This window comes from Leptolyngbya sp. FACHB-541, from assembly GCF_014695875.1.
Classification (GTDB): domain Bacteria; phylum Cyanobacteriota; class Cyanobacteriia; order Elainellales; family Elainellaceae; genus JAAUTN01.
In genome coordinates, this window is record NZ_JACJPC010000098.1 from 254,440 (window position 1) to 274,639 (window position 20,200).

20 protein-coding genes are annotated in these 20,200 nt (G+C 48.1%); 10 read left to right on the forward strand and 10 right to left on the reverse strand.

The window, feature by feature from the left end; translation table 11 throughout:
* Positions 1-21 precede the first annotated feature (21 nt).
* Positions 22-327, reverse strand: a complete 306-nt coding sequence (locus H6G00_RS20925) for a helix-turn-helix transcriptional regulator (protein ID WP_242042402.1) — start codon at positions 325-327, stop codon at positions 22-24.
* Positions 328-694: 367 nt separating this feature from the next.
* Between H6G00_RS20925 and H6G00_RS20930 the strand changes: the two genes are divergently transcribed.
* The 4 genes from H6G00_RS20930 (at position 695) to H6G00_RS20945 (ending at position 4,485) form a co-directional block, all read left to right on the forward strand.
* Positions 695-1,036: a cupin domain-containing protein gene (locus H6G00_RS20930; RefSeq protein WP_190644882.1), complete on the forward strand. Its 342-nt coding sequence runs from the start codon at positions 695-697 to the stop codon at positions 1,034-1,036.
* 91 nt (positions 1,037-1,127) lie between these two features.
* A complete protein-coding gene (locus H6G00_RS20935) occupies positions 1,128-1,643 on the forward strand; it encodes a peptidoglycan-binding protein (protein WP_190798201.1) in 516 nt (171 codons plus the stop codon).
* A gap of 212 nt (positions 1,644-1,855) precedes the next feature.
* Positions 1,856-2,950, forward strand: a complete 1,095-nt coding sequence (locus H6G00_RS20940) for an SPFH domain-containing protein (RefSeq protein WP_190798202.1) — start codon at positions 1,856-1,858, stop codon at positions 2,948-2,950.
* Positions 2,951-3,045: 95 nt separating this feature from the next.
* Positions 3,046-4,485 (forward strand): hypothetical protein, encoded by a 1,440-nt coding sequence (locus H6G00_RS20945; protein WP_190798203.1) that lies wholly within the window; start codon positions 3,046-3,048, stop codon positions 4,483-4,485.
* A 28-nt stretch (positions 4,486-4,513) separates the two neighbouring features.
* Here the strand turns inward: H6G00_RS20945 and H6G00_RS20950 are convergent, their stop codons facing one another.
* Positions 4,514-5,347: a pentapeptide repeat-containing protein gene (locus tag H6G00_RS20950; protein WP_190798204.1), complete on the reverse strand. Its 834-nt coding sequence runs from the start codon at positions 5,345-5,347 to the stop codon at positions 4,514-4,516.
* A 68-nt stretch (positions 5,348-5,415) separates the two neighbouring features.
* Between H6G00_RS20950 and H6G00_RS20955 the strand changes: the two genes are divergently transcribed.
* On the forward strand, positions 5,416-6,327 hold the full coding sequence (locus H6G00_RS20955) for a phosphodiester glycosidase family protein (protein ID WP_190798205.1): 912 nt from the start codon (positions 5,416-5,418) through the stop codon (positions 6,325-6,327).
* Positions 6,328-6,468: 141 nt separating this feature from the next.
* Here H6G00_RS20955 and modB read toward each other — a convergent pair whose 3' ends face one another.
* Both modB and modA read right to left on the reverse strand, forming a co-directional pair.
* Positions 6,469-8,319, reverse strand: a complete 1,851-nt coding sequence (modB, locus tag H6G00_RS20960) for a molybdate ABC transporter permease subunit (RefSeq protein WP_190798206.1) — start codon at positions 8,317-8,319, stop codon at positions 6,469-6,471.
* Between the two features lie 13 nt (positions 8,320-8,332).
* Entirely contained in the window at positions 8,333-9,130 is a 798-nt protein-coding gene (gene modA, locus H6G00_RS20965; protein WP_190798207.1) for a molybdate ABC transporter substrate-binding protein, read from the reverse strand.
* Positions 9,131-9,281: 151 nt separating this feature from the next.
* Here modA and H6G00_RS20970 point away from each other — a divergent pair, with 151 nt between their 5' ends.
* The gene (locus tag H6G00_RS20970) at positions 9,282-9,725 is read left to right on the forward strand and encodes a molybdopterin-binding protein (protein ID WP_190798208.1); all 444 of its coding nucleotides are present in this window, start codon (positions 9,282-9,284) and stop codon (positions 9,723-9,725) included.
* 333 nt (positions 9,726-10,058) lie between these two features.
* The gene (locus H6G00_RS35630) at positions 10,059-11,018 is read left to right on the forward strand and encodes a hypothetical protein (protein WP_190798209.1); all 960 of its coding nucleotides are present in this window, start codon (positions 10,059-10,061) and stop codon (positions 11,016-11,018) included.
* Between the two features lie 233 nt (positions 11,019-11,251).
* On the opposite strand, the gene H6G00_RS20980 is transcribed toward H6G00_RS35630, so the two are convergent.
* Positions 11,252-11,956, reverse strand: a complete 705-nt coding sequence (locus H6G00_RS20980) for a glutathione binding-like protein (protein WP_190798210.1) — start codon at positions 11,954-11,956, stop codon at positions 11,252-11,254.
* Between the two features lie 186 nt (positions 11,957-12,142).
* Here H6G00_RS20980 and H6G00_RS20985 point away from each other — a divergent pair, with 186 nt between their 5' ends.
* Both H6G00_RS20985 and H6G00_RS20990 read left to right on the forward strand, forming a co-directional pair.
* Positions 12,143-13,042 carry an alpha/beta fold hydrolase gene (locus tag H6G00_RS20985; RefSeq protein ID WP_190798211.1) on the forward strand — a complete coding sequence of 300 codons (900 nt, stop codon included), beginning with the start codon at positions 12,143-12,145 and terminating at the stop codon, positions 13,040-13,042.
* A 39-nt stretch (positions 13,043-13,081) separates the two neighbouring features.
* Complete coding sequence (locus H6G00_RS20990) at positions 13,082-14,416, forward strand: homoserine dehydrogenase (protein WP_190798212.1); 1,335 nt, start codon at positions 13,082-13,084, stop codon at positions 14,414-14,416.
* Positions 14,417-14,421: 5 nt separating this feature from the next.
* Here the strand turns inward: H6G00_RS20990 and H6G00_RS20995 are convergent, their stop codons facing one another.
* On the reverse strand, positions 14,422-15,456 hold the full coding sequence (locus tag H6G00_RS20995; protein WP_190798213.1) for a nuclease-related domain-containing protein: 1,035 nt from the start codon (positions 15,454-15,456) through the stop codon (positions 14,422-14,424).
* Between the two features lie 313 nt (positions 15,457-15,769).
* On the opposite strand from H6G00_RS20995, the gene H6G00_RS21000 reads away from it, so the two are divergent.
* A complete protein-coding gene (locus H6G00_RS21000; protein ID WP_190798214.1) occupies positions 15,770-15,916 on the forward strand; it encodes a hypothetical protein in 147 nt (48 codons plus the stop codon).
* A 9-nt stretch (positions 15,917-15,925) separates the two neighbouring features.
* Here H6G00_RS21000 and H6G00_RS21005 read toward each other — a convergent pair whose 3' ends face one another.
* From H6G00_RS21005 to H6G00_RS21020, 4 genes are all read right to left on the reverse strand, one after another.
* Entirely contained in the window at positions 15,926-16,336 is a 411-nt protein-coding gene (locus H6G00_RS21005) for a DUF1499 domain-containing protein (RefSeq protein WP_347278210.1), read from the reverse strand.
* A gap of 279 nt (positions 16,337-16,615) precedes the next feature.
* Positions 16,616-18,253 carry an acetolactate synthase large subunit gene (locus tag H6G00_RS21010; protein WP_190798238.1) on the reverse strand — a complete coding sequence of 546 codons (1,638 nt, stop codon included), beginning with the start codon at positions 18,251-18,253 and terminating at the stop codon, positions 16,616-16,618.
* Between the two features lie 61 nt (positions 18,254-18,314).
* Positions 18,315-19,706: an NAD-dependent succinate-semialdehyde dehydrogenase gene (locus tag H6G00_RS21015; RefSeq protein ID WP_190798215.1), complete on the reverse strand. Its 1,392-nt coding sequence runs from the start codon at positions 19,704-19,706 to the stop codon at positions 18,315-18,317.
* A gap of 218 nt (positions 19,707-19,924) precedes the next feature.
* Positions 19,925-20,200, reverse strand: a 276-nt coding sequence (locus tag H6G00_RS21020; protein WP_190798216.1) for a transposase, incomplete at its 5' end; no start/stop codon positions are given.

Genomic DNA, 20,200 nt, shown 5'->3' on the forward strand with positions numbered 1-20,200 from the left:
TTAGCGATCGCCGCCCCGTCCTCATTCACCGTCTCTACCCCTCTCCTGAAAGTAATGGGATAACAGATTTTTGCCACAGTCACGAACCGTCGCCTTAGATGAATGGCTCATCTGGTGCAGTAATTCCTCAACTTGCTTTAAGGCTAAAGCAGAAGGTAGCGTGTGCCCATTTTCCCATCGATTGACAGTGCGAAACGAAACACCTAGCTTAGCAGCTAGCTTCTCTTGAGAAAGACCAAGCTGCTGTCGAAGCTGACGAACTAAATCAGCAATTTCCCGTGGCATTGTGAACGACGATATTAAGACATTGCTTTCCGCTGCGGGCATTACAGCAATTTGTACAAAATCAGAATAGGACAAGTGACATACCGTTTGTCTCTATCCTCAGAAGCGATCGTCCTCTACCAGTCAGACGAATTAATCAACTCAATCTTGCCTAGCTCGAATTACCGAAACGGGCAAATTCTTCCCAATCCAATTCAAACCATGCAATCACACAGATCGATACACCTCAGACTCTGCAGCGCGTTGTGAAGTTCTACGTGAAGTTTTACCTTTGGTCTAGAGTGGTGAAAAACGCGCGATCGCAACGCCAACAGACTTACTTCCCTAGAAGGAGGTAAAACATTATTCAAATTTGGAGGATGAAAGGAGAACTCACGCTTTGTGAGCGTAAAACTCATGGTTAATAGATATGGCTGATACCACCGTCACAAAAATCAATTCCACCTATTCTCCAAAAGGTGAAATGGGTCAGAAATACCTGGCATCAGGTAAAAAAGTTGCAATGCGTCTCTGGGAAGAAGCACCCGCAAGCGAGCCAAAGCCCGAAGCACAACGTGAGTATGAAACAGTCGGCTATGTGATTCAGGGTCGAGCCGAGCTACACCTAGAAGGGCAAACCGTCCTACTCGAACCGGGTGATTCCTGGTCTGTACCTGAAGGAGCAAGCCACACCTACAAAATTCTTGAGCCCTTCACTGCCGTTGAAGCAACCTGCCCTCCGGCTCAAGTCCACGGGCGAGATGAAAAATAGATAACTGGGTACTTCTGCCATGAGTGTTGAGATATACAACGCTCTACGCCTACTCTAAGAGAGGATGCGTTAAGCGGCAGAGGATACCTTGATGAGTATTAACCCCAATCAGCCCATTGCCACTGCTTTTACTGGCCCAGTCCTATATCCCTGGGATGCAGGCTCCGCTGTCGCTGAAGTTCAAGAACTGCTACGGGCACACGGCTTTCCCTTGCGAATTGATGGAGACTTCGGCAGCGTCACCGAAACAGCGGTCAGACTTTACCAAAAGCGAAATAAGTTAGTTGTCGATGGCGTTGTCGGACCTAGAACCTGGCTTTCCCTGAAGACAACGGTGAAACCTGGCGATCGTCCGCTTGAGCAAGGCGATACAGGCAGAGACGTATTAGAGCTACAGGGACTACTGCAAGTCCACGGTTATCAACTACAGCGAAACGGCATCTTTGACGAACTGACCCAACAAGCCGTCATTGCCTTTCAGCAAAAACATCATCTCAAAGCTTGTGGTATCGTCAACGCTTCCACTTGGGGAGTATTAGGAGAAAAAAGCTGCCCACCTGAACCTAAGCAAAAGCTATGGTTCACCAACCCACGTAAGTGGTGGTAGAGAAATATAGCAATTCCAGAAATTAGGGCGATAAAAGAAAAAGATTCTGCATTACGGAATCTTTTTCCTTTATCGCTTCTTTATTGAAACAATCTTCATCGAAACAGTATTGAAACATTATTATTAGCGATTTTGGAATTCCATCAGGGTACTTTGTAGTTAACTTGCATTAGTCTATACAGTTACTCTAAGTTAGTCCTGGAGGTCAGCGATTGGGTATCTTCGATAAGATCAGAGGCGAATTTGTTGACATCATCGAATGGTTGGATCAGACCAACGACACGATGGTTTATCGCTTCCAGCGACACAATAATGAAATCAAAATGGGGTCTAAGCTGACCGTTCGCCCCGGACAAAAAGCAGTATTTGTCAACGAAGGGCAAGTCGCAGACACCTTTGAGCCAGGCATGTACGAGTTAACAACTCAAAACTTGCCTATCCTCAGCACCCTTAAGGGCTGGGCATATGGCTTCAACTCACCTTTTAAGGCAGAAGTTTATTTCTTCAATACAAAAATTTTTACTGACCTCAAGTGGGGCACCTCTAACCCAATTACTATTCGTGATCCAGAGTTAGGACCAGTGCGGCTCCGAGCTTTTGGCAGCTACAATATTCGGGTCGCACACCCCGAAGAACTGTTAAAGCAACTGGTCAGCACCGATGGACTGTTCCAGGTAGACGAAATTAGCAATCAGATTCGTAACATGATTGTGACCGCTTTCGCAACCTGGTTTGGCAGCTCTCGCATTCCTTTATTTGACTTTGCCGCTCGTTATGGCGAACTGGGCGAAACCATCCGAGGTGGCATTCAGATTGAGGTACAGCGATTTGGACTAGAGCTAACCCAACTGCTCATTGAAAACGTCTCACTGCCGCCCGAAGTGGAACAGGCGTTGGATAAACGCGCCTCAATGGGAATTTTGGGCAACATGCAGCAGTATGCTCAGTTTCAAGCTGCAAATGCGATCGAAGAATCTGCTCGGAATCCATCTGGTGGCAACATGGCGTTAGACTTTGGCGTAGGGATTGCGATGGGTCAGCAGTTGACCAATGCCATGCAAACCAATCCGCCCCAGACCGCTCAACCTGCGGCTGCAACTCCTCCACCCCCACCCGCCGAGCCACAGTGGCATATCTCTCGTGACGGTCAAAACTTTGGTCCCTTCCCAGCCAGTCAACTCACGCAAAACGGTTTGAACGCTCAAGCATATGTGTGGCGAGCTGGAATGGATGGCTGGAAACGAGCCGCCGAAGTTGCAGAACTAGCATCCATCCTGGGAGCACTACCACCACCGCCCGTAAATTAATCAGATGTAAACCTCAAGTGAGTTGTGAGGACATACCGTTTCGGGAGTGCGTCCTCACAACTCATTGATCTCACAAATGACTTTAGTACTGCGATATGTCGATTGCTAAACCTTTAATTAAGCAGTTTCCTTGTCCGGGCTGCGGTTCCACGCTGGAATTTGACCCGCAAGTTGGACAGCTTAAATGTCCCTATTGTGGGCGAGAAGAGGTGATTCCTCAAAGTGCTGAACAGGTCGAGGAGCGCTCCTACGATGCATATCTCGACAGTGAACACACTCAACTCGCAGCGCTGTCTAACACGGCTCTGGAAGCAGACTGTCCAGGTTGCAAAGCTCAAATTACATTTGAGCCACCTAATGTGGCAGGACAATGTCCCTTTTGTAATACCAGCATTGTAGCGCAACCTCATTCTGCCAGTCCGGTAATGGCACCAGAAGCAGTTTTACCCTTTAACATTAGCCAAAAAGCTGCTAGAGCGGGTATTCAGAAGTGGATAAACAGCCGCTGGTTTGCCCCCGGCGGGTTGAAGAAACTGGCACAGCAAGAAGGCATTCAGGGTGTGTATCTGCCCTTCTGGACGTATGACTGTTATACGGTGAGTCACTACACCGGAGAGCAGGGAACTCACTATTACGTGACTGAAACATATACAGAGACAAACTCAGAAGGTAAGTCAGAAACCAAAACACGCCAGGTACAGCGGACTCGATGGCGATCGCACTCTGGACGAGTTGACCGTTCCTTTGACGACATTTTGATTCCAGGTAGTGAGTCCGTAAATACAAAGCGACTAGAAGCTTTAGAGCCTTGGGATTTATCCAAACTGGCACCCTACGATGCATCTTATCTGTCGGGTTTTAAGGCACAGCGGTATCAGGTGAATTTAAAGCAGGGGTTTGAACTGGCTAAAGGCAAGATGGAAGAACCAATTCGCTCTGATGTTCGGCACGACATTGGCGGAGATGAGCAGCGTATCCATTCTGTTTCGACCAACTATAGCGCTATCACGTTTAAGCATCTGTTGTTGCCCGTATGGATTTCGGCTTATCGGTTTAGGAACAAGCAATATCAGGTAATGGTTAATGCCCAAACCGGAGAAGTGTTGGGCGATCGCCCCTATAGTGTTTGGAGAATCTCTGCTACCGTCCTGTCCGTGTTAACCATAGTTGGTATTATCCTGTTTATCATCGGTTCTCTTGAAGAGCCTTCCCCTGACCTACCTCTACCCGATTCTACTGTTCCAGGCACTTCTGTTATTCCAGGCTCTCCCGCTGCTCCAAACTTCTCACAACCTCTACAGCCTGACGAAGCATTCCGACGGGCAATTAACACTGCCGGAAATGCATCACTTCTAGCTCAATCAGCGCAAACCGAGCAAGATTGGCAGCAAATTGTCGCAGAATGGGAGCGGGCGATCGCCCTGCTGAGAGCCGTTCTCCCCGCTCATCCTAACTACAACACTGCTCAGCAAAAGATAGGAGAGTATCAGCGAAACCTTGACTACGCTAGACAGCAAGCCCGCATAGCTGAATAAATAAGGAAGACCAACTTACACTCACTTCTTAGCGAAATGGAGACCCGATTGCTCCAGAAAAGTCAACATTACGCAATTGGCTTCCTGTAAATTTGGCGTTTGTTAAATCCGCATTTCTAAAAGAGGTTCTAAAAGCACGCCTTGCCGCCTTGAGGCTGCCGATTAGAGTAGATAGAGTGATGACAACATAGCTTAGCGATAAAGCACACCAAATAAGACCCATCAAAATGTGATGTGTGCTAAGAAATGCACTGGCAGTTGCGGATGCTAAAAATGCAAACCCGTATCCTGCAACGCTGCCAACAGTAGCGATCGCCATCACGAATGCCTGATGCTGCACCCTAAAAGTGAGAAGTGCAACACTTAAACTGGCGATCGCTGCTGCGATGGTAGCAACCTGAGGATCTTGGTCAGTTAGACTTCCAACATAGAAAAAGCCCAGCAAAGCTCCGGTTGCCGATCCAGAAGTAGTCATAGACAAGCGTTTAACTATTGGCTTAAGCCTTTCTAACGTAAGCACAGCAGCTCCTGCTCCAGCCAATCCTAAACTGGCGTGTAGCGCGATCGCATAAGACCAGGCTGACTCTGCTGCTGTACGTCCTAAAACTCCAAAAATCATAAGACTAAAAGCGTGAATTGCTAATCCAGCCAAGAGCAAAGCAACTGTCCCTAAAAGCATGAGTCGATTCAGAGGTTGACCCGCTCGAACTTGAACAAAGTTCGCCTCTCGCAAAAGTGCGTTGCTAAAGTCACACCCCCGAATATTTGCACCGCTAAAATTTGCGCCATTAAGACTTTTTCTTTTAAAGGAACGATTTCGTAAGTCCTGGTTAGCAAAATCGAGTGAAGATGAAGTAGTCATAATTGAGTCAAGCTTAAGTCGAAGTAAATTACTCTGTTCGTGCCAGTCTTAGAAAATTTCACGAGCTAATGAACCATCAATACCAGATGTATGTTAAGCGGTTTTTAGTTGTGATTGGAGCAGGGCTGCTAACAATGCCTCTACTTTTTTACGGTAGGCTCCATTTTCAGCGTCCACCTCGCACTGACCAGGAGAAAACCCTTTTTCAGGGCATAGTGTATCGACGAATTGCTGAATCATCACCCCGTCCAATTGTGATGCACATTATTACAATTGATCTAACCGTACCGGGAGTTGGAGTATTCGTAACGCCAGGAATGCCTACTCCAGACAATCGAGAAACCAATGCCCAAACAACTTCAGAGTTTGTCGATGAGTTTGACCTACAGCTAGCAGTCAACGCCAACTTTTTTTATCCTTTTGAGGAGAAAACACCCTGGAATTATTATCCTCACAGTGGCGATCGCACTAATGTTTTAGGGCAGAGCATCTCGAATGGATTCGTCTATTCTCCTGTTGATCCAGATTGGTCGGTGCTATGTTTTGCGGACAATAATCAGGTGCGGATTTCTGAGGAAGCGTGTCCCCCAGGAACCGTCCAAGCGATCGCAGGGAGCGATATTTTGATTGAACGGGGCGATCGCTTAGACGCAGATCTAGATTCATACAACAACCGCATTCCTTATCCACGAGTAGCCACTGCAATTAACCGAGAGGGCAATCAGCTATATTTGGTTGTCGTAGATGGCAAACAGCCCCTCTACAGCGAGGGTGTCACGACCACCGAGCTAACCGAAATTCTCCTGGAAATGGGTGCCTACAGTGCTCTAAATTTGGATGGCGGCGGTTCAACGACACTAGTTGCTGCGACTCCTTCGGGTACAACCGTTTTAAATGCCCCAATTCATACCAAAGTCCCAATGCGACAACGTCCCGTTGCCAACAACTTAGGCTTCTATGCTATCAACCATCCTAACTAAAGCATTATGCTGTTACAACAAAGCATTATGTGCAATTACTCCGGGTTGCAATTCCAAAATGATAGTGTTATCTCTGTCAGCCGTCGGCACCAAGTTCAAGTATCGAATGGTATCTCCTTGCTCAATTTCATAAACTTGGTTTTAATTAACTAGCAAAATAAGTCGCAAGGGATCAAACCGCACATACCAGGGAAACGGATGCTCTTTGATGGCTTGCCACTTCTCTTTGAACATTTCTGCTTGCACATGATAGTCCTGTGAGCCTTGAGGCTCAGCATTTAATTTAAGGAAAAGGGTCATCCGATGAGGAGTTTCACTGGTTGAAGCTAACCAGCAGGGAAATGTATTGTTTTGACCAGGAGCAGGACTGGGCATGAGACTCATTTGATGAGCACGAATCCCTATATCCGTCAGCTCTTGAGGAATTGCTTCCATAACCTGTAAGGTAATGCCCCAATCGATCGCCTCGATCGCATTTTGTCTAACAGCAACAGCACGGGAAAAGTTTTTGCATCCTGTGAGTTGAGCCACACGTAGGGTTTGGGGATGTTCAAAGATCTGGTGTTTAGAATCAAAGGCGATCGCTTTTCCACCTGACATTACCATCAGTTTTTCACATACCCGATAGGCTTCCTCCAGGTTGTGTGTGACAAACAAAGTGACACCTTTATAGGTAGATAAAGTCTCAACCAGTTGACGCTCGACCTGACTGCGAAGATAGGTATCCAACGCCGAAAAGGGTTCATCTAACAACAATACTTCCGGTTCCGTTGCCAGTGCCCTGGCTAGGGCTACTCGTTGCTGTTGTCCACCTGAAAGTTGGTGGGGATAGCGATTGCCCAAGCCCTGTAGATGCAGCAAAGCAAGCTGTTGATTTACTTGTTGCGATCGCATCACTTTTGGTAAATGCTGCAAGCCAAATGCAATATTTTGAGCAACCGTCATGTGAGGAAACAGGGCATAGTTCTGAAACACTAAACTGACTTTGCGGCGATGGCTAGGGAGATTAATTCGCTTATCCGAATCAAATAAAGTTTGACCATTCAAAACAATTTGCCCGTGAGTAGGGGTTTCGACTCCAGCAATGCATCGCAGTGTCATGCTTTTACCAGAACCGGAACCACCCAACAACCCTAATGTTTCCTGCTGAGCGGTAAATGCTGTGTTTAAACTGAAGTTTGCAAGCTGTTTCTCAATATCAACGAACAAGCCTTGTTCAAGCTGAGACTGGAATTTGGTTAGAGTTACAGTCTGCGGAATTTCAGCCGTTTTATCTCTGCCGGGCAAAGGTTCATTAGCTTCCACTACACTCAAAGGATTCCTTTGAATTTTGCGCTCATAGTGAGTTTGCCAGAGGTTCACCACAACAATACCCGACAGTGAAATCGTCATGATCACCAGTACCCATAGCCATGCTTCGTTCATGGCTCCCGCTTCCACTGCAAAAAAAATTGCCATTGGAATCGTTTGGGTTTGACCGGGAATATTCCCAGCTAGCATCAGCGTTGCACCAAACTCCCCTAACGCTCGCGCAAAGGACAACGTTGTTCCAGCCAGAATACCCGGAACAGAAAGCGGCAGGAGTATTCGCCAGAAAATCCGCCCCTTTGAGGCACCCAGCGTTTGGGAAACCTGGAGCAAACTGCTATCGACTTGTTCAAATGACCCCAATGCAGTCTTGTACATCAGCGGAAATGCCACAACCGTTGCTGCAATCACTGCGGCATACCAGGTAAACACAATCGTAAAATTAAACTGGGCCATGACCTGACCCAGTGGACCATTCCTGCCAAACAAGAGCAATAGCAAAAAACCTACAACCGTGGGTGGCAAAATCAACGGTGCGACAAAAATACCTTCAATGACTGACTTCCATCGCCCCCGGTAGCTCAGCATCCAATAAGCAGCCGCGATTCCAGTAAAGAATGTTGCGATCGTTGCAAGCCCTGCGGTTTTAAGAGAAATCCATAGTGGGGAGAGATCGGCAGTCATGCTAGTACTCCCTTCAAGAAGCAATCCCAAAGCCGTATCGTCTGAACACTGCTTGAGCCTGTCTACTCCTTAAGAATCGAGCATAAATACGAGCGGCTTGCTGGTTGCGACTGGCTGCAACAACGGCCATGGGATAAACAATTGAAGTGTGCAGATTGCTGGGAGCGGTTGCGACTTGTGTCACCCGGTCTGAAATTCTGGCATCAGTCGCGTAGACCACGCCAGCGTCGGCGTTGCCACTTTCGACCGTTCCTAAAACGTTGCGAACCGAGTTGCCAAATACAAACTTAGGCTGCAACTGATCCCAAATCCCTAGATTCCTAAATAACTCCTCGGCGTACTGTCCAGCTGGCACACTCCGCGGCTCCCCGATTGAAATTCGTTCAACGGCAGAGTTAGTTAACTGCCGAAAGCCTGTTAACCCCAATGTAGAGTTACGCGGCGCTACCAGAACCAGACTGTTGGTGAGCAAGTTGCGACGAGTATTGGAGACGATCAGATTCCCCTCCTGTAAAGCATTCATTTGTCGGGCAGCGGCTGAGATGAATAGATCCACAGGTGCACCCTGCTCAATCTGCTGCTGAAGTGGACCTGATGCTGCAAAGTTATAGCTGACTATTATGCCTGGGTTAGCCGACTCAAACAGCGGATCAATTTCTTCAATCGCATCTTGCAAGCTGGCTGCTGCTGCAATCAACAGTCTTGCAGATTGAGCATCGACTGCAGCAGGCATAACTATTTTGAAGCCGATCGCCAGTAACAAGGCTGCCAGGAATCCGCCCAGCAAAGCGAGAATGCGTCTTCGTTTCATAACACCTGAGTTGGAGTAAAGAAGAGCTAGTATTGTTAGTTCGGAGGGAGCAAGCCATTGGCTCTATGGGTTCTATAGGTTGACCTTCCAACTGAACTAGACTCGAAATCATATCGTACCAACTTTATACCAACATATTTGGTATTTGATAATGCCAAGAAAAGAGCAAGGCTGGATTACCTTCCAATCCTCAGACGAAGAGCGGCAAATTTTAGAGCAGATTTGTCAGCAAACTCAGCGCACCAAAACAGAAATCCTGCGAGAAATGATTCGACAGAGGGGGCGATCGCCCGTTCCTGATCCAGACACCAACCCAATCGAGGCTGAGGATTTAAAGGAAGAAACCCTGGATTCGGAGAATGCCACAGCGCTTCAGGCAATCCAAATCCAAATCAGTGCCCGTAACGTCTTGAAAGCAAAAGTGAAACACGTAGTCAAAGGAACGGTGAACGCAGAAGTGACCTTGGCGATCGCTCCCGGCATCGAGCTAGTCTCGATTGTCACTCGCACTTCGGCTGACAAGCTAGGTTTGAAACCAGGGAAAGAAGTTTTTGCGGTCATCAAATCCAACAACGTGATGATTGCTGCAGGATAAGTTCTTCTTCCTTTTTAGCCAAAGCGAAGGGATGCGTTCCTTGAAACAAGGACACATCCCTTCGTTTTTGGTACCTGTCTTGCTACCTCTTGAGACAACGAGGCAAAGGACGGGCTCTACCTCGTCGCTTAACAAAGCTCAACCTGAGGTAGAGGGTAAACGGGAGTCAAAACTATTAGCTTATTATTAGTACATGCATAAGCAAGGTACAAATGCAAGAAAGTTTAGGATTCTTAAGAGAGCCTGAACTTGAATGAGCGGGGACAAGCCCTCTTGTCCACGATGCCTGCCTCTAAGCTCCAAGAATATCAAGCCTGAAGAAGATGTGAAGTCATGGAAAGCGATCGCTCTATTCACCCCGCCCTTTATTTCAACCAATTTAAAAGCAGCATTTGGGCTTTGGGCATTCCCTCTTGGGTATTTGGCATCACCGACCGAGGCTTTGCTGCTTTTGCCGACGGGTACCTTTCAGCAATAGAGATTGCACATCTGTTTACGGCTTCTTTCTTCTTCGTTAGCTGGCTATTTCTCAAGCCGGAGAAAGAGCTTAATCCAGATGGCTCCGTTGCATTGCAATCTCTAAACTCTAACTTGGCTTGTCGTCGCAGTGAGTTAAGTCAGTGTGGAGTTCAAGGGAAGGCTCTTACAAGAATGCTGGAGCTCCAGGAGTATCACCTGATTAGCCAAGAATATATCTTACCCTTTCCCCACCTGTGCCAAATTTATCATTTGCTCAACCTGAAGCATTTGGAGAACGTCCATCACTTTAGTTTGAGTAACCTACGAGTCATTTCGGTCAACCATTTGCAGCCTACCGAAGATGGGGGAATCATCAAGTTTCAAACCGTTTTGGATTCGCCATTTAACGCCCTGAGAATCTGGAGACAGCCCGTTGTTGAGGTAGAGTTAACATTGCACACGCCTCACACAGTTGAACTAAAGATTCCGGTGTACAACGGCAAGAGTATCATCGTGATGTTTAACGTTCTACCTCTGAGTGAAACGGAACATAAGTTCTTTATCGACATCTATAGCGACTTGAGATGGCCAAAGCCCCTGCTGCAAATGGTTCTGCACATCGCCTCTTGCCTAACGCTATTTGAGGATTTGCCCTACTTAAGTAAGCTAGCTGAGCGCAATATCAGTCGTTTATTCAACCGCACTCGAATCTCAGACCATGAAACAATGTGGTTGTTCAAGCGGTTTGTTGACTTGTATGGTTCAAGTATAGCCAACCTTGAAGCCTCTCAGTTTTCTACACAACCCAGACAATTAGAAGCGGCAGAGGCATAAGCCGACTAGCTGGCTAAAAAGTGAGCAAATAAGTGAGAGACATATCCCGAAGCGGTATGCCCCTCACAATTCATTAACAATAGTGCAGCAAATCCAAAGCGTTGGGTTTCGCTCTGCTCCACCCAACCTACAACTCTTTTCAACCTGTGTGAGCTGCGTAGGTTGGGTGAAGCGCAGCGGAACTCAACATCTTAGGACAGCCAGGCTATTACGCCAGCTAGCAGTCTTGCTGATTATTGGACGGTTTTTGAGGATTGGTTAAATAGCATTGCTCGTGATTTCTCCATATCAATCTGCTGGTTCTTGAATTCATTAGCTTTAGCGTAGGCACGAACGGTTGCAGGGCGAGACTGAATTGCCTCAAACCAGCGCTTGAGGTGAGGGAAGTCTTCCAAATTTTGTCTCTGATGCTCGTAGGGCACAATCCAGGGATAGGAAGCAATATCGGCGATCGAATATTCTTCTCCAGTAAGAAAGGGGCGATCGCTCAACCGCTTATTCATCACCGTGTACAGCCGTCCTGTCTCATTTACATAGCGATCGATCGCATAGGGGATTTTTTCAGGCGCATACTGGACAAAGTGATGGTTTTGCCCAGCCATTGGACCCAAACCACCCATTTGCCAAAACAACCACTGAAACACTTCGGCTCGTCCACGCACTGTATCAGAGATCAGCTTGCTAACTTTGTCTGCTAGATACAGCAAAATTGCGCCAGATTCAAATATCGAAATGGGTTCTCCACCGTCCGCAGGCTCATGATCCACAATGGCTGGAACCCGATTGTTGGGGGCGATCGCCAAAAACTCAGGCTTAAACTGGTCGCCAGCGCCAATGTTAATCGGAGCGATCGTATACGACAGCTCAACTTCCTCCAAAAACATGGTGACCTTGTGACCGTTGGGCGTTGTCCAGTAGTAAAGCGTCAGTGGTGGCATGAATCAGCTCCTGCTACGGTTCAATAGTTCAAAGTTCTCGAACATTCAAACTATAACGTTGTCCCACCCCATTAGAATTTTGCGAGAATCAGGAGTGATCCACTTTCGCAGAGAAGGGAAGCACCAGTTCAATTCTCTGCGTTGTGCAGATCTAGATGACTGACAGAACTTGTATGAGGAGGCTTTGTGCTGCAATATCAGCCGATCGGTTTTGGGCAGCAGGTGATCGACACTTCACTAGGTGTGATGGCCTATTACACACCCGTTGGTGAACCCTGGCGAGATAGCTCAGATTCAGCCAATTTGCCGCCGCTAGTTTTCTTGCATAGTCTGGGTGGTGGGTCTTCCGCCTATGAGTGGTCAAAGGTTTATCCAGCCTTTGCCGCCACTCATCGGGTTATTGCACCTGACCTGATCGGCTGGGGACAATCCACCCATCCTATTCGCGATTATCGAGTAGAAGATTACCTGACCATTTTGACAGAATTTCTAGAGCGCACTAACAGCGTTCCAGCAACAGTCTTTGCTTCCTCACTGACAGCGGCGATCGCCCTTCGCCTTTCCGTCCAGCGTCCAGACCTATTCAAAATGCTGTTTCTAGTTTCTCCTTCTGGCTACAGCGACTTTGGCGCAAATTACAAACAAGGCATCCCTGCCCAGCTAGCCGGAACACCCGGACTCGATCGCCTGATTTACACTGTCGGAGCCGCCAACGAACTGGCTGTACGCAACTTCTTGCAGCAGTTCTTGTTTGCCGAGCGATCGCGTGTCACCGAGGAAATGGTTGCTGCCTATTTGGCATCTGCCCAACAGCTCAACGCCGAATACTCTGCCCTCGCCTCGCTTAAAGGCGATCTCTGCTTTGACCTCTCCCTCTACATGGAGCAGCTTAAAACTCCCACCGTCATCTTTTGGGGCGATCAATCTCGCTTTAGCAGCCTCTCCACTGGGCTCCGGCTAGCCAACCTCAATCCAGAGACAGTAGAAGCCTTTTGTGCGATCGTTGGCGCAGGAGTCCTGCCTCATTTAGAATTGCCTGCTACGGTGATTGGGTTGATCCAGCATTATCTAGGGACTAGCCCCTAGCCCCTACAATTGTGAAAGACTTTCTCACAGTGGATTCAGATGGCATTCAAGGTTGGCTTGTTGGGATTAGGGACGGTTGGAACTGGAACGGCGCAAATTTTGCTTGATCCAGCGCAGCGACATCCTTTAGTACAAGAGCTAGAAATTTACCGAGTGGGGGTGCGATCTCCTGACAAAACTCGTTTGGTGGCTTTTTCCCCTGGCGTAGTCACCACTGACTTGGAAGCGATTGTCACCGATCCCGCTGTGGAAATTGTGGTGGAATTGCTGGGTGGGTTGGAACCGGCGCGATCGCTGATTTTGAAGGCGATCGCCAATGGCAAACACGTCGTCACCGCCAACAAAGCCGTAATTGCCCGATTTGGGGAAGAAATTTTTGCCGCAGCTACCGAAGCAGGCGTGTACGTCTTGCTCGAAGCAGCAGTCGGCGGCGGCATTCCCGTAATTGAGCCACTGAAGCAATCGCTTTGCGCCAACCGTATCCATACGCTGATGGGCATCGTCAATGGCACGACCAACTACATCCTCACGCGGATGCAAACCGAGGGCGGCGACTTTGCCGAAATTCTCGCCGATGCCCAAAAGCTAGGTTACGCCGAAGCTGACCCTACCACTGATGTAGATGGCTTTGACGCAGCTGACAAAATTGCAATTTTGGCATCTCTAGCCTTTGGCGGACGGATCAAGCTGCCGGAGGTTTACTGTGAAGGCATTCGTCAGGTCAGCGCTGCCGATATTGCCTATGCCGACAAGCTAGGCTTTGTGATCAAGCTGCTAGCGGTCGCCAAACGCGACACCTCACCTGGAACAAATCTGGCAGACCCACCCGACCAGCTTCAGGTCAGGGTTCACCCGACGCTGATTCCCAAAACCCATCCCCTGGCTAGCGTCAATCAGGTTTACAACGCCATTCTGGTTGAAGGGGAACCGATTGGTCAGGTCATGTTCTTTGGTCCAGGTGCCGGAGCCGGACCGACAGCCAGTGCGGTTGTTTCTGATATTCTCAACATCGCCGCCATTCTCAAAGTTGGTCGAGGCGCAGCTACAGACGGCCAACCACCTCAGCTTGACCCCCTGTTAGCCTGTTCTCATCAGCATTATTGTGCGATCGCCCCCATGTCTGAGCTAGTCACCCGCTTTTACGCGCGATTCCTTACCCAGGACAGTTCTGGCGTGATCGGCAAATTGGGCACCTGTTTTGGCAATCACAGCGTCAGTTTAGAATCGGTTGTGCAAATTGGACTGCGAGACAACCAGGCTGAAATCGTTGTCGTCACGCATCATGTGCGCGAGGGCAATTTTCATCAGGCGCTAGACGAAATTCGTACCTTTGAAGCGGTGAATAGCGTTGCTAGTTTGCTGCGGGTTCTGTAGCTTTTCTAAACCGAAGGATTGGTGTAGAACAAGCCGGATGTGTTGCAGCGATCGCATTCTGCAAAAAACTGAAGACCGCTTTTGCGAATCCTTTGCTTAGTGTGACAGGCTTGGCAAACGGATTGAATTGGGGTGTTTCCCTCACACTGCGAACATTTGAAATAGTAGCCGAATTTTCCAGAGCTTATTGATAGTTCATTCCTTTGACAATGACGGCAAATGTACTTTCCAGTTTGGATTTTCGTAGCTTTTACAGGTTGAGGTTTTGCAGCAGGTTTGTCTACTTTTGTAGGCTGAGATTTTGCAACCACAACAGATTTACTTTTTGAAGTGGAAGCTAGAACTGGCTGATTCTCTTCTTGCTGCGAAGGACTCATTCGACTAGGTTTATGCTGTTCCAACAAAAGATGAGAAAGTCTGGATAGTGCTCCTTCACTAAACTGACATCCTGTTTCCCTGGTGTTTAAGCTGAAATTAAAGCCAAGCAAGCTATTAGCTTTGCGATATTTCTCTAAAATAGTGCGAATGCGATCGCAAGCTTGCTCAGCTTTACAAACTTCTTCAAGTGCGATTCCATCAGGACGATGAACAATTCCATTGTCTGAGATCGCCACAATTAGGTCGATTGGCATTGCTTCAAAGGTTAATTGAAAGCCCAAAATTTTCCTAAAACACAGTTCAGTATAATCATTCAAATATTCTCGAAGAAACTCACCTTGTCGTTTCGCTTGAAGGATTGGAGAAGGCATTCCTTTTAACTTGCCGTCGAACTGTCGGCTCCATTCTCCATGCGGATTAATATAAACTTCGCTGGTGACACTTTTGCTTTCAATAATGATGATTCCATGTTGAGACAAAATCAGATGATCAATCTGTGCTGCATCCTGCTCTTTCTTTAGTCGAATTCCGTTAAAAACTCGCACACTTTCATCATTCTTGAAGGCTCTGTTCAAGTAATGAGCCATTTGTTCTTCGGCTACTCTTCCGGCTTTAGCAAACTTATCTTCTGCTGTAAATTGATCTAACTCTTTAATAATCATCTTTCTTCTAAAAGTGGCGAGCATTGCAGCAATTTATCTAAATCGCCAATACTTCAAGTGAAACTACGCTAACTACAGTGCCCAGATTTGTAGGGTGAATTGCGATCGCCCCCGTTTCCCTAATTTCTCCGACCAAGGGGTAATGAACTGCGCGTAATATAGTGCAACAATAGAGGCATAAACTTAACAAATAGGAAAGGGATCATGGAAGATAAAAATTATTCCTGGAAAGGCAGTCCCAACGCTGGTTCTGTGTTGGCGATCTTGGCGCTAATTTGCGGTGCGGCACTGGTATTGGCAGGGTTCAACTAGAATGCCGGGTGCCTGCATTGCACCCTTACTGACTACAAAACTGGCGATCGCCTACAGATTGAGACATCAAGGCGACTTCGCCACAGACACCTACAAATATGAAAAACGGGATGGAAGTTTTACCTCCATCCCGTTTTTACGCTTCTAGAAACTCACATCAAGCTTCTAGCGCTGCAAATTTTGCTCTAATTTCTTCTACACGCTTGCGGTTTACGCCAAGGTCAGATTTTCCCAAACGGGAAGCGGAGCGGACGTGAATCACACTTTGGCTTTTGTCCAGGTAAAACTCAACATCATCAACAAAGCCCATCAAGGCAGTAGCGAACTCGCTATAGACATAATCGTCGGTTTCACTCACGATTTTGGTCCGTGGCAGGTCTTGAATCACAGCTTTTAAGTTTGCTAAAGCCTGCTCTGGAGTTGAGCTGTAAGAAATCGGCTGGATGCTGTGTTCACTATCAGATGCAGGGGTCTGGCTGTTGACGCAGTTGGGGGTGTTGGGGCATTCCAGCAGTTTGCCTGCTTTTACACCTAAGTTAGTCGGGGGTGTTCCTGAAAACGAAAACAATGATTTTTCTCCTGATGATGCGGTGGCAGATGCAAGGGTTATGGTTGAGGTGGTTTGGGCGATCGCAGGCAGCTCCCCACTCATCCAGCACAAACTGGTCAGGAGTAAACCAAAAAAGAGCGCTAATCCTGATTTGAGCATAAGTTGCCTCTGCACTTTAGTATTCTACTTAATACTACTTAATACGGTCCTACACAAGACAGTTCTATGTCCAGAAGCAACAAGGGGCTTAGGACCCTTGTTCTAGAGCGATGGCGATCGCCCAACTCAGGATTTAGCTCAAATGTTGCAACTCAAGTCACCCGATCGCTGGCTGAAGCGCAGGTTTTCCCGATAGTCTACAGGGCAATCAATCACAGCAGGCACGTCTTGAGCCAAAGCTTCCTTGAGTTTGGGAATAAAGTCGGTGCTGGACTCAACCCGATAACCTTTCAAACCCATGCTCTCCGCCAGTTTGACAAAATCAGGATTGGTGAAGTGAACAAAGTTTGACTCCCCATAGTGATTGAGTTGTTTCCACTCAATTAAGCCATAGCCACCGTCGTTAAAGATGATCGTGACAAAGGGTGTGCCGACGCGTAGAGCAGTTTCTAACTCCTGACTGTTCATCATGAAGCCACCATCTCCCGTAACGGCAACAACCTTGCGATCGGGAGCAACCAACTTGGCAGCAACAGCTCCTGGAATAGCAATGCCCATTGCTGCAAAACCGTTAGAAATCAGGCAGGTGTTGGGGCGATCGCAATGATAGTGACGCGCCATCCACATCTTATGAGCACCCACATCCGAAATCACAATATCCTCTGGTCCCATCACCTGGCGCAAATCGTAAATCAGCTTTTGCGGCTTAATTGGGAACCCATCATCGTTAGAGTACTGCTTGTAATCATCGCGAATCTCATCTCCCAGGGACAGCGCGTAGGGGTCTTGTTTATCTTGGCGATCGCTGCGCTTAAAGATCTCATCCAGCGAGTCAGAAATATCTCCCACCACTTCAGCCGCCGGAATGTAGCTACTGTCAATCTCGGCGGGGGTGTCATCAATGTGGATAATCGGAATCTCGCCCGTAGGATTCCATCGCTTCGGGGAGTACTCAATCAGGTCATAGCCGATCGCAATTACCAGATCTGTGTTGTCAAATCCGCAACTAATGTAATCCCGCTGCTGTAGCCCGACAGCCCAAAGTGCTAGAGGGTGCGTGTAGGGAATTACTCCTTTGCCCATAAACGTATTGGCGACAGGAATATTAAGCCGGGTCGCAAACTCGGTCAGCGCTTCACTAGCATTAGCCCGAATTGCACCATTTCCGACTAGGATTAATGGATTTTTTGCCTGCGAAATCAGAGTGGCTGCTTTCTCAATGCTGTGAAAGGCTGCAAAGGTTCTTTCTCGTCCATCGGTTTTCAGCGGTCGTCCCACGGCTGGCATCGCAGCAATATTTTCCGGCAAGTCAATGTGTACGGCACCAGGTTTTTCCGTCTGCGCTACCTTAAAAGCTTTACGGACGATTTCGGGTGTGTTGCTAGGTCTGACGATCTGAGTATTCCACTTAGTGACCGGTGAGAACATTGCCACCAGGTCTAGATATTGGTGAGATTCAATGTGCATTCGGTCAGTGCCCACTTGTCCGGTAATCGCAACCAGGGGAGCGCGATCGAGATTGGCATCCGCAACGCCCGTCATCAGGTTGGTTGCACCTGGACCTAGCGTTGATAGACAAACTCCAGCCTTGCCAGTTAGCCGCCCGTAAACATCTGCCATAAACGCTGCACCCTGCTCGTGGCGAGTGGTGATGAAGCGGATTGAGGAGTTTTTGAGCGCCTGCAAAATTTGCAGGTTTTCTTCACCCGGCAAGCCGAAGATGTATTCAACGCCTTCATTTTCCAGGCATTGCACGAGTAATTCTGCTGTATTCATTTCACTCATGTTGATTTCCTTTGAACTGTAGATGGAGTGGGTGCAGCGAGTGGGGGTGGGGTTATTTCATCCAAACAGTTTTGATGTTGACGAATTCGTGAATACCCTGGATGCCGAGTTCGCGTCCGTAGCCTGACCGTTTGACCCCCCCGAACGGCAATCGCGGATCGGATTTGACCATGCCGTTGATGAAGACGGCTCCGGCTTCTAGCTCTGTGGCAAGGCGATCGCCTTCTTCTTGTATTCCCGTCCAGGCACTTGCTCCTAACCCAAAGGGACTGCTATTTGCCAGGCGAATTGCAGCGTCAATGTCAGGCACACGAAATAGCAGCGCAACCGGGCCAAAAAATTCTTCGTCATCGGCTGGGGTGCCCGGAGGAAAATCAGCCAGGATAGTAGGAGGATAAAAGTTTCCATGCTGAAGCGCTACGACTGACCGGGTTAGCACATCCTGGGGATTTCCGCCGATTAACGCTTTTGCGCCCTTCTCAATGCAGGTTTGCACCAGCTGATCCAAATCTTTGAGAATGCCAGGAGTTGCCAGCGGTCCAATGTCCGTTTCAGGATTCATTGGGTCGCCCACTTTCAGAGCAGCGTATTTTGCCACCAGCTTTTCGGTGAATTGGTCGGCGATCGCCTCCTGCACAATGAACCGCTTTGCCGCAATGCAGGACTGTCCACTGTTAATCATTCGGGCAGTTACAGCGGTGGAAACGGCTGTTTCTAAATCGGCACTTTCCAGCACGATGAACGGATCGCTGCCGCCCAATTCCAGCACCGTTTTCTTAATTAGCTTTCCGGCAAGGCTGGCAAGGCTAGCTCCAGCGGGTTCGCTACCGGTTAAAGTAGCGGCTTTCACCCGCTCATCGGTGACAATCTGAGCCACCTTATCAGAACCGACCAGCAGCGTTTGAAAGGCCCTAGTCGGAAAGCCTGCCTCTCGAAAAATTTCTTCAATCGCTAGGGCACATTGGGGCACGTTAGAAGCGTGTTTTAACAGCCCCACATTACCTGCCATCAAAGCAGGTGCCGCAAAGCGAAAAACTTGCCAAAACGGAAAATTCCAGGGCATCACGGCTAGCACCACTCCGATCGGCTGATAGCTCACAAAACTGCGGCTCGCATCCGTTTCAATCGGTACGTTTGCTAAAAACTGAGCAGCATTTTCAGCGTAGTAGCGACAAACCCAGGCGGATTTTTCGGCTTCAGCGATCGCTGAAGCAATAGGCTTGCCTACCTCCAGTGCCATGATTTTGCCAAACTCCTCTCGCCGATCAACCAGCAGTGTTGCCGCTGCATTCATCCATTCAGCTTTTTGGGCGATCGGAATGTGGCGATAGTACTCAAACGTCTTTTGCGCCTGATCTAGCTTCTGAGCAATTTCCTGATCATTGAGCGGCTCAAAGTTTTTTAATGTCTCTCCTGTTGCTGGGTTAACTGTGGCGATACCCATACCCTCATCTCCTGATTCACTAAAAGGCTGACGTTTGGCCGTTTTCGCGGAAAAATGCCAAATCTCACCCGAATAGTTCTAGGGTAGCCATTGTTAAATGGACGGGGCATGGATTGTTTGCCATTCGTTATTTGTCACTTACAGAACTTATGTAAACGGAACATAAATCAAGCAAACTTTACCCTAATGCAGGGTTTATACAAACTAATACCAATTCTCTAAAGTCCGGCTACAGATAGAGCATCTAAAATAGACTGCCGCCCCACAATTGAGGCAACCACTTCTGGTGTTAGTGCGCCGAGTTGTTCTTTCACCTGCTGGCGCAATTGGTCTAAAGTTGTTGGCAAACTCCAGCGCAGTCGTCGCTTGAGATACTGCCACACCTGCTCGATCGGATTGAGTTCGGGACAATGGGGCGGCTGAAACATCAAAACGATGTTGTCTGGCACCTTCAGTCGCTTGGCTTTGTGAAATCTACCGTTATCCAACTGGAT